This window comes from Kitasatospora sp. NPDC088346 (genome assembly GCF_044740765.1).
GTDB lineage: Bacteria > Actinomycetota > Actinomycetes > Streptomycetales > Streptomycetaceae > Kitasatospora.
In genome coordinates, this window is record NZ_JBIURH010000106.1 from 1 (window position 1) to 10656 (window position 10656).

Below are 10656 nucleotides of genomic sequence, written 5' to 3' on the forward strand. Positions count from 1 at the left end.
CCTAGAGAAACGCCCTCCAGGCGGCCACACGCACGTCCGCCCAGGTCAGAGCCTAGATTCGCCCCTCCAGGCCGCGGAATTATGTCGAACGCGGGGCCTGGTCCTGGCCGTCCACACCCAACTCCGCCTCGCCAGGCGGCTGTCCGCCGACCTACGCCGTCCCTGGGAACGGCCACAGCCCGCCGAACGCCTCACCCCCGCCCGAGTCAGGCGCGGGTTCCGCAACATCCGCACCACCCTGCCCTGCCCGGCGGCTGTTGCGAGACCCTCCCGACCCGGGCCCGGGCGCCCACCCGGCCGGCCCAACCACCGCCGAGCCCCTGACTACGACGTCGGACTCGCACTGGTCACCAACCAGTAGCGAACAGGCAGGCGATGATTCGAACGCGACAGAAGATGATCACCGGAGGTAAAATGACAAGCTCAACCACCGCACCAACCTGTGGACCGCCACCGAGGTCGGCCAGATCCTGCTGCGCCATCCGCCATCACCACCGACGCTCGTACCACCCGGCTCCGCTATCTCAACAAAACCGCCGTCTGGGCCACCTCATCCGACAGACACGGGGCCGACGCTCCCGCGCATCGGCACCAGAATCCAGGAGCCCACAAAGCTTCGCCGCGCCGACGTGCAGTACGTCGGGCAGTCAGCAGGCGGGCCGGGTCGTGCAGCGATGGTCACCGGCCGTGCACCTGCAGCCGCGCAGGAGTCAGCGGTCAGCGGCGGTCTTCCAGGCGATGATCTGGCCACGGGTCGTGAAGCCGAGTTTGCTCAGGATGTGGGCGACGTGCCCTTCGACTGTGCGGTGGGAGACGACAAGCTTGGCGGCGATCTCCTTGTTGGTCAGGCCGATGGCCACCAGGGCGACGACGTCCGATTCCCGGCGGGTCAGGGGTGTCGGCTGGTCCGGGGGCTCGCGCTCTGGTGGCAGCCGGGGGGAGCTCTCACTCTCGAGCGCGAAGGCGAGGGCCCGGTCGGGGATGAGCCTGGCGCCGGCACGTATGGCTGCGCGCAGGGCTGAATGGCTCAGGCTTCGGCGTGCGAGTGCTTCGCAGCGGTCGTGTCCGGGCCGGAGGTGGCCGGGTACCTCGGGTGGGCGGCCGGCCGCGCCTCGGGCGGTACGGGCGGCTCCGAGGAGCATCGCCGCGCGATCGCTGCCGTGCTGCTCGGCGGAGCTCCAGGCTAGGACCTCGAGGCACTCCGCAGGTCCGATGAGAAAGTTTGCGGCGCCGGCGTAGGAGAGGTTGAGCCGGTGCCGGATGGCGCGGCGGATGAGGGCGGTGGTGCTTCGCGGCCGGCCTTGTTGTAGGCGGGCAAGAGCGAGGGCCCAGAGTGCTTCGGTCGTCGAGCAGCGGGCGTCGTGCGCGCGGCAGAGCGCGACGGCGTGTTCTGCGTGGGTGGCGGCTGCGGGGTCGCCGAGGTTGAAGCAGGCGATGGTGAGGTGGGTGAGGGTGCGCACGGCGTTGCCGATGTCAGCCACCCGTTGGTAGTGCTCCAGGGTGTCGTGGAGGAGCGGGAGTGCGTCCAGGGGATGTCCTTGGACGAGTGCCGACATGCCTGTGAGCGCCGTTGCGGCCTGGTGGTCGGCTTCATCGTGGTCGTCCAGTTGTGGGAGCAGGCGGTTGAGTTGTTCGATGCGGTCGGTGGCGGCGGGCAGGTCGCCCTGGAGAAGTGCGAGTCGTCCGTCCAGTGCGAGAGCCCGGGCGCGGGTTGTGGTCGGCCGGTCGTCGGTTTCCAGGCCGCGGGCGAGCCATTGTGCGGCGTCGGCCGGGCCGGCTGGAGCCAGGGGGTGGTTCCAGAGCCGGATGGCGAGTTCGAGGCCGGCAGGGGCCTGTTCGGGGTGTTCCATGGACCATTGGAGGGCCGCGCGCAGATTGGGGTAGTCAGCGTGCAGGCGGGCCCCCCATGTGTGTTGGCGAGGGCCGAACCAGTCGGCTTCGGCCTGCCGGACCAGGTCGATGTACCAGTCGCGGTGGCGCTCACGCAGAGCCGGCTCCTGGCCTGAGGCGGAGAGCTGTTCGCGGCCGTACTCCCGGGCGGCGCCGGGAAGCCGATAGCGGGCTCCGGGCTCCAGCTCGGCCACGGTGAGGACGGATTTGTCGACCAGGGCTGCGAGATGGTCGATGAAGTCGGAAGCGGTGAGGTCTGCGCCGACGCTGACGTGTTCTGCGGCCGGCAGGTCGAAGGTTCCGTCGAAGACTGACAGGCGCTGCCAGAGCTGGCGCTCGGGCGCGGTGCAAAGGTCGTAACTCCAGGCGACGGCTGTCCGCAGACTGTGCTGGTGGGGTGGGTTCGCGTGCAGGCCCCCGGTGAGCAAGTGCAGGCTGGCTTTGAGCCGGTGCAGCAGGTCGGATGGGGATAGGGCGCGTAGCCGCAGAGCGGCGAGCTCGATGGCGAGCGGGGTGCCGTCGAGGCGGTGGCAGATCTGTGCGACGAGCGGCGCGTTGTCGTCGGTGAGGGTGAAGTCGGGACGCACGGCGCCCGCGCGGTCGGTGAACAACGCGACTGCGTCGCAGGTTACGGCTTGCGTTGCCGAGGGGCTGCGTCTGTCGGGCAGGGAGAGGGGCGGCACGGTGATTACGCTCTCGCCCGCCACCTTCAGGGTCTGGCGGCTCGTGGCGATGACCGCCAAATGGGGCGCGGTACCTATGAGGGTGTTCACCAGGACGGCGCACGCCTGGACGAGGTGGTCGCAGTTGTCCAGGACGAGCAGCATCCGCCGGTTGGCGAGTTCGCCTGCGAGCGCTGCGACACCGTCAGGGGTGAGGGTGCCTGTGTCGTCCGTGTGTCCGGCGGACGGAGCCAGGCCGAGTGCGGTAAGGACCGTCGCAGTCGGCGACGTGCTGGGAGGTAGGGGGGCCAGTGAGGCCAGCCGTAGCCCGGAGGGGAACGCGCGTCGCATCTGGTCTGCGGCGTGCAAGGCGAGTCGTGTCTTGCCGATGCCAGCAGGCCCGGTCAGGGTGACCAGCCGGCTGTGGGACAGCAGGTTGCGGATCTGTGCCACTTCGCTGCGTCGGCCAAGGAAACTGCTGGTCTCAGCTGGCAGTCCGCCAACGGTCCGTGATGTGGTGGTGCCCATGGTCACTGCCTTGGTGCTGGATTCCACAGGCTGTCAGGTTCTCCTCAAGGGAGCCCACGGCCTGGTGGGGGATGGTCGGGGAGCCCGCCGAACAGGCAGAATGGGGGTCGCGGTCGTACGCGTGCGCCGTTCTCACGACCTGAGGACGGTTGAGAGCACGCGATTGGTCGGGTTGGCCGCACACTGGAGCGCTTGGCGCTGCATCCCTCCGGTCCAGACACGGCAGCCGAGGCGACCGGCCTTCCCCGCGCTCGCCAATCGGCCGGGCTGCCCCTGGTGGGCAGGAGTGTGTGCGCGCCGGAGCAGTAGGGTCAAGACCAAAAATCGGCGCGCACCAGCTAGTCGTGGGACTCTCCGCCAGCCCGTCTGCTGCATCCCGGGCGCGGCGGATGGCACGCGCCGCAGTCGGCCGGCCGCTGGGCACACAACGCGGATCGGGTCGTCGGCTGCGGCTGGAGGGCCGAGGCCCTGTGGGCAGCTGGCGGATGGTGTCGACTGCCCGCAGCCACCCTGGCAGCGCCCGGCGCCACTGCGAACCCAGTCGCTCGGTGTCGGGCGCTGCCGGCCTCGAGTGGGCTGGAGAGCAGCGGCGGCCCAGGCACGGGCGTGGGTGTCTGCGTTCCATCAGTTCTTGCTCTGCTTCTGTCGTTGGGAGGCGTGACGTGGCATGGCAGCGCGCCTCGCATGGGCTGTCGAGGCCCAGTCGTCAGTGAGGCCGCTTGGGTTCTGCCCGTGGGTCACCAGGCCGATCAAGGACAGGAGCAGCATGCCCCCAGGCATGGGGTCGGCACCCGCGTGCGATCACGTGTTCTGGCACCTGTTTCTGGTCCGGTCAGGTGGTCGACTCGGTGACCGTTCAGCTCCTGATGCGGGACGTCTCGCCGTGGCTCATCGGTGGACGCGTCGCGAGGATCGGTCATGGGAGTTCCCTTGACCTGACACAGAGTCGGGAAGGAGATCGATCGACCGCGCTGAACCCGCCCGGGCGGCGGGCTCGCCCGACCCTGCGGATCCACTCGGATTGCCCGTTGACTGCCGTCCACGCGCTCCGGCACACTCTGCGCACTGGCAGTGGGTTGCAAAGCTGCCGGTGCTGTTGCGGGGTGTCGCCCGCCTAGCCGCAGGCATCGGCCGCGGTGTCCGTCCTCTCGTCTTCCAGCGCGGCGTCTGCGCTGTAGAGCTGCACCAGACCGGCCGGACGGGCGCATCCCACCACGGGCCTCATGCGCTGAGGTCCTTGCCCGCTAGGAGGTGTTGGAGGATTCTCGTCGGCCTCGGCGGGACCCATGTCATCCCGCGCCGCGAGCTTTGTGTCCCATTCACGTGCTGTGCCCGGCGGGTCCGTCCGTCCGCCGGACACGGCCCTGTCAATCCCCACGTAGAGTCGTCTCTATGCGGCTTCGTCCTTCTGTCGGGTCTCGGCTCGTCGCTGGTTGATGATCCGTGCGAACTCGGTGGGCGGTAGTCCGCAGGCGCTGCTGTGCCGGCGCCTGGTGTCGTAGAAGTCGGCGATCCAGGGCGCGATCTTGATACGTGCCTCGGCTGGGTGGCGAAGCGGTGCCGGTGGACGTACTCGACCTTGACCAGCAAGTTGAACGAAGCACGCCCAACGCAGCCCATCGACTTCACCACGCCCAGCCTGTCGCACGCGGCGTTGTGCACCGCGCTGGTGTATTCCCCGGTGCCCCTGTCACTGCGGACGATCACGCCTTCCACGTCGCCGCCGCGGGCCGCGGCCGCTGGCAGCAGGGACGCACTGACCAGGGCGGCAGCGGGGCGCTCGTCCATGACGTAGCTCAGGCAGCGGCGGAAGACAGGTCGATCGCGGTGGCCAGGTACAGCTTCCCCTGACCGGTCTCGATCTCTGTCATGTCGCCCACCCACAGGACATCCGGCGCGACCGCGTCGAAGTGACTGCCCACCAGGTCACGCTCGGCCTTCCGCTTGCCTTGTCGAGTCACCGACCTGCGCTTCTTCGGCTTGCCGTACCAGCCGCGCTCGGTCATGATCTCGGCGACCGTGTTCCTGGAACCTGCCAGCCCTCGGCCCACAGGTCCAGTGTGATCTGCGGTGACCCCGTAGGTGCCACCGAAGCATCGAACAGATCCTTGATCCTCTTCGTCAGCGCGGCACGCCGGACCTCGCGCTTCGTCGGGTTTCGCTCGCACGCAAAGAAAATTACCCCTGGACTTCACCTGCCGCGAGCAGGTAGAAAGCCCGAAACGGCAATCCGCGTACCGACAGTTTCCGGTCGAAGGGCCGTTTCGGCACCTCGCGTGCGTCCGCGTTCGGTCGCCTACGCCCGCAGCCGATGCCCTCATGCCGTCGGCACATCGCCGCGGCGCCCAGCGCGGCGTGGCCGCCCAGTAAACCGACTGGTGAGGTGGCCTCCATGCGCTCACGCCCGCAGACCTCTGCGGCAAGCAGCTCGCGGTCTACCTCCGCCATAGCTACGACAAGAGCGAGGTCGACGTTTCTGGACACCTCCGCCGAGTCCGCTCCCATGTCCCCCGCCAGGCCTGCCTCAGCCAGCCCGACCATCCCCATAGTGCTGCCCCAGCGGGCCACCGCCACCCACCCCGCCGCAGTGCTCCACCCGCGCACGCGGCCCCTCACTGGCCGACGCCCGCCACCGAACGTCCGGCCGACTTCGCACGAGCACACGCCCGCGCCCCGATCACCGCGCCACGGCCCGGGCAAGCGCGTCAGTCTCCCCGGGACACCCCAGGGCCTCCGTACTCTCCGACCCACCGCTGCGCCTGACCACCGACCCAGCACCGCACTTCCAAGCAGGCCTACGAAGAGGACCACTGTCCATGAGACATCTGTCAAGGCACCGCTGGCAGCCCCGGACCCAGCAGAGGAAACTCTCCATCGCCGGTGCCGCAGCACTCGTCGCGGCCTACGGCGCCACCTGGACATATACCGGGCAATGTCCTCCCACCCAGAAGGCACCCCTCAACTACCGATTTACGACCATCGATCCGACGCCCGACCGGACCGGCCGCACCCGCGCGCCCGGCACCGCCGACCTCTTCGATCCCAGCACCTGTCCGGCACCGGCCACACGCTCTCCGCCCGGCACCGAACCTCCCGGCCCCCTCACCGGTCCGGCCGGCCTTCCGGCGCTCCCCACGGCTATCACTCCTGCCGCGTCTTCAGCCTCATCCAGGGCGCCGACCGTCGTCCCGGCAACAGTGGTGCTCGCCTTCCCCTCGGCCAAGCACGCCGTCGCACCGCCCTCGTGGCCACCAGCGCCTTCGCGCGGCTCCCCCATCAACAGCCCGGTACCCATCCAGCCCCAGCAGCTCACCCCGGAGGAAAAGCAGTGCAGCAGGCACGACCAGCCATCCCGGACAGCGCACCGACCAGCCCGCAACCCACCCGTTCGCCCGCGGTCCAGGCCCCTGGCGGGCATGACAGAAGACTGCGGACCCAGAGCACGTCGGCCGCCCCCTACCGCCGCACGCCGCGCGGCACAGTTGCCCCCACCCTGCGGGACAGAGTCATGCCTCCATCCCGCCCGCCCCCGCCCAGTCCAATATGGCAGGCAGCAGCACCCCTCCCACCGTCGCCACCCCGGGAGCAGAGGTACTCACCCGCCTGCCAGCGCTGGCTCACAACCGACGCCACCGGCTACCGCGCACTCGGTCAGAAGCCTCATTCCCTCCGCACCTTCCCAATTGCTGACCGCCAGGCGGAGTCGCTGACCGGCCCAGCACAACCGGTGCCGCCAGCTCTCCGACCCAAGTAGTCGATTCGTTAACGGAGCACTGCCTGTGCCTTCTCTGCAGGCCCGTGGGCTGGGGCGAACGCTGCAGTCGCTGGGAGCAGGCGCCATCCCACGGCATCGAAGGGGCGCCCGCGGGGACGCCGCCGCGGCGGCGTCCGCCACCGGCACGCCGGTGATCGGCGCCGCCACCCACGCCTACAGTGCCGCGAGGCCCTCGAGCATGAAGGGACGATGCCTCGGGCGGGCATGTGGCTTCCCGGTTCCGGTAGCCGGCGCGACCCGGCGGCTCGGGAGGCCTTGTGCCCGGCCGGCAGCAAAAAGTGGTCCAGAACCACATTCGTCCGTTGCCGACAAGCCGCCGGAGTCTGACCTGGGCCAACGGAAAGACAGGTGTCGAGACACGTGATCGCACGCAGGTGCCGGGCCGAGCCGGCTTCTCATGTTCGTCACCGGACCAGGAACCCCGAGAGGCCGGACCAGGACAGGCCGACCCCCACGCCCAAAGGCTGACCGCCCGGCCGGCGCTCTCGTGCGACGAGCAGTGCTGCCGCGCACCTCGACTTGCGGAAAGCAGGTCGAGGGCGCCGACACGCCTGGAAGGAGGCCCGACAACATGACGGACCTTCAGCGGCGCAGCCGACCGGGGACGAGCCCCCGAGCACTCCCGGGCCGGAGAGTCGGTCGCCAGACCGCTTGTGCAGTCGCCGACCTGACCTCCCACCAAAGGCTCACGCAAAGGCTTGACTCACTCGCCAGGGCGCGGTGGATCCTCGAGGACCCTCTCACTTCGTTCGCGGCACCAGCTTCGGCGACCTCGCCGAAGCTGGCGTTCAGGGTCGATACGGCAGTCGGAGCCAAGCAGCATCACGTCCCGACGAGGCATCCCGTCGACCCTGGCGGGCGAACCCCCTTTACAACGTCGCTCAACCGGTCTATAACATCCCAGACATCCTATGTTAATACTCATAGGAGTACCTGCGGCGTGCAGGATTGCTCACGCCCCACACTTGTCCCCCACCCACTGCACCGCCGGCCACCTGTACTGACCAGGCATTTTTCTCCCCCGCATGCACTGATGACCGAGTCGGAGTCAGCCGCCGAGCCGACCGGCAACCCAGATTCACTCGAATCATCTGATGTCTTCCATCGCTGTGATGCGTTGGGAGTCGCGGTCAGAAGCCCGCGGACGCGTGTCCTGTGTAGCAGGCGCGGCTGGTGCAAAGAGAGGCAGAGCACCCATGAAACTCAGGAAGCTTTTGAGACGAGTTGGTAGCACAGCTACAGCGGCGCTGCTCGTCAGCGCCGGACTGGCCACGGTTACGCCCCAGCTGGCACTGGCGGACTCGGTCACCTCGAACCAGGCCATGCGGATCGTCCAGCAGTACCAGGGCGACTGGACATCCCCGCCCACCATAATCGCTGGCGGCAAGGGCACCGACGCCCCGCTGTTGGGCAACGGCGACGTCGGTGTCGTCATCGGCGGCTCCATCAACAACCAGACCTACTACATAGGCAAGAACGACTTCTTCTCCGCCTCCAGCCACGCGATCAGGCCCCTGGGCCGGATCGTGCTCGCCGTGCCGGGCATGGCAGGCGCCAGCTACCACATGGTGCAGAACATCGCCCAGGCCCAGGTCCAGGGAACCTACGTTCTGGGCGGCTCGACACTCAACACCACGAGCTGGGTGTCTGCCTCTGACAACCTCCACTTCACCTCGATGACCTTGAGCGGATCGGCAAGCCAGAGCGCTACCTTCACCGTCCAGGACGGTTTCGGCGGCACGCCGACGACCTCCGTCACCAACGGCGTGCTGAACGCCGACGTCGTGGCCGACACTGTCGGCTCAAACAACCCGCAAGCCCGAATGGCGTCCAAGGTGATCGGCGGGACCTCCACAACGTCCGGCAACCAGATCAGCCTCACGCTCCAGCCCGGAGTCACCTACACCTTCGTTTCGGCGATAATCAGCAACATCGACACCCCCAACTACCAGTCGTACGCCACTGATGTGGTCGGGAATCTGAATCAGTCTTGGGTGGACTCCATCAACTCCGACCACCGGAGCTCGTGGCAGACGTACTGGTCGCGGTCCTACGTGGAGATCGCCGACAAGGCAATCGAGAAGAGTTGGTATGGCTCGCTGTACCAACTCCGCTGCGTGTCACGCGCCGGCAAGTACGCCCCGGGCCTGTGGGGGAACTGGATCACGGGGACCATGGCCTGGAAGGGCGACTATCACACGAACTACAATTTCGAGGCTCCCTTCTACGCCGCGCTGTCCACCAACCACATCGATCAGATGGCGTCGTACGACCAACCTGTCCTGGACTGGATGTCCGCCGGACAAGCCCTCGCCGCTCAGAACGGATTCCAGGGCGTCCTCTACCCGGTCGGCCTCTCGCCGAACGGCACCAGCGCGGACAGGGGCCTGTATAAGCAAAAGTCGGATGCGGCGAACCTGGCCAGCGACATGATCATGCGCTTCAAATACACCCGCGATGCCAACTACGCCGCCACGGTCTACCCGTTCCTCAAGCAAGTTGGCCTGTTCTGGCAAAACTACCTGACCCTGGACTCTTCCGGCACCTACAACATCACCAACGACTCGCCGCTGGAAAACCTCCCTTACCCTCAGACCAACAGCATCGTGTCCCTGGGCCTGGTACACCTCCTGTTCCAGGGCCTCACAGACATCAGCATTACGCTGAACCAGGACGCATCGCTCCGCACCACCTGGCAGAACATCGACACGCACCTCGCCCCGCTGCCGACCATGACCCAGAACGGTCAGACCGTCTTCCGGTTGACCTCCGAGGGCGCGAGCTGGGACAACAACGGCAACGACGTCAACATCCAGGCTGTCTACCCGGGCAGCGAGGTCGGCCTCAACAGTTCCCCCTCGGCGCTCCAGACCGCGAGGAACACGGTCGGCCAGCTCACCAAGGCCTGGCACGGCGGCAACGCACCGGCCACCTTCTACGCGGCCGCGGCCCGAGTCGGCTACGACCCGTCCACCATCCTGGCTAACCTGCACACCGAGGCCACCACTTACAGCTACAAAAACCTGGCCGTCCACCACGATGGCGGCGGCATCGAGAACATCAACGTGGTGACTTCCGGACTGAACGAGATGCTGCTGCAGTCCTTCCAGCAGGACGTCAAGGTATTCGCCAACTGGCCGGCCAACTCCAGCGCAAAGTTCGGAGACCTGCTCGCCTACAACAACTTCCTCATCTCCAGCAGCATTTCGAACAATTCCGTCGAGTACGTCCGCGCGGTCAGCCAGTCGGGCCGCACCCTCACACTCACCAACCCCTGGCCGGGTCAGAGCGTCCAGGTCTACCGCAACGGCGCCAACGCAGGGACTGTCTCCGGCACCACGCTCACACTCACCACGTCGACCAACGAGACGCTGCACTTTGCGCCTGCGGGAACCTCGCTGGCGACCATCAATATGAAACTTGGCCAGTCCCTGTAGCATGACAGAAGTCGGTCCGTTGAAATTAGAGAACACGACTCCTGATGATCAAGGTTGCGAATGCCTCGATCATCAGGAGTCGTTTTTGCGCTGCGCGGAATGGAACCTCTTCGGCGCGTCGCCGACCATCCAAAATCGGTTCCATTGGGGTACCTCGGAGTCTTCGAGACCTGCGGGAGATCCCGATCGCGGAAGCAGCGAACAGCGGCCGACCCAACGCCAACACCGCCGGGAGGCGCCTCGCACGCCATCACCGCTGTGGAGGCGAGGTGAGCTGCTCCGGCTTTCGTGGAGTCCCTGATGTCAGGGTTTGTTACGATCCAGGCGTAAGGAGAACCACGAGCAATGCCCGCACCACGCAAGT

General features: G+C 67.3%; 4 protein-coding genes and 1 pseudogene. 2 read left to right on the forward strand and 3 right to left on the reverse strand.

The window, feature by feature from the left end; genetic code table 11:
* Positions 1-97: 97 nt before the first annotated feature.
* Positions 98-361, forward strand: a pseudogene (locus ACIOFR_RS41330) (transposase); the annotation flags it as partial.
* Here ACIOFR_RS41330 and ACIOFR_RS41335 read toward each other — a convergent pair.
* From ACIOFR_RS41335 to ACIOFR_RS41345, 3 genes are all read right to left on the reverse strand, one after another.
* Positions 348-482, reverse strand: a complete 135-nt coding sequence (locus tag ACIOFR_RS41335; protein ID WP_401005862.1) for a hypothetical protein — start codon at positions 480-482, stop codon at positions 348-350. The pseudogene ACIOFR_RS41330 and the gene ACIOFR_RS41335 sit on opposite strands and share 14 nt — an antisense overlap.
* A 228-nt stretch (positions 483-710) precedes the next feature.
* Positions 711-3107 (reverse strand): LuxR C-terminal-related transcriptional regulator, encoded by a 2397-nt coding sequence (locus ACIOFR_RS41340; RefSeq protein WP_401005864.1) that lies wholly within the window; start codon positions 3105-3107, stop codon positions 711-713.
* A 1769-nt stretch (positions 3108-4876) separates the two neighbouring features.
* Positions 4877-5086 (reverse strand): hypothetical protein, encoded by a 210-nt coding sequence (locus tag ACIOFR_RS41345; protein ID WP_401005866.1) that lies wholly within the window; start codon positions 5084-5086, stop codon positions 4877-4879.
* A 2965-nt stretch (positions 5087-8051) separates the two neighbouring features.
* Between ACIOFR_RS41345 and ACIOFR_RS41350 the strand changes: the two genes are divergently transcribed.
* Entirely contained in the window at positions 8052-10292 is a 2241-nt protein-coding gene (locus ACIOFR_RS41350; RefSeq protein ID WP_401005868.1) for a glycosyl hydrolase family 95 catalytic domain-containing protein, read from the forward strand.
* Positions 10293-10656 lie beyond the last annotated feature (364 nt).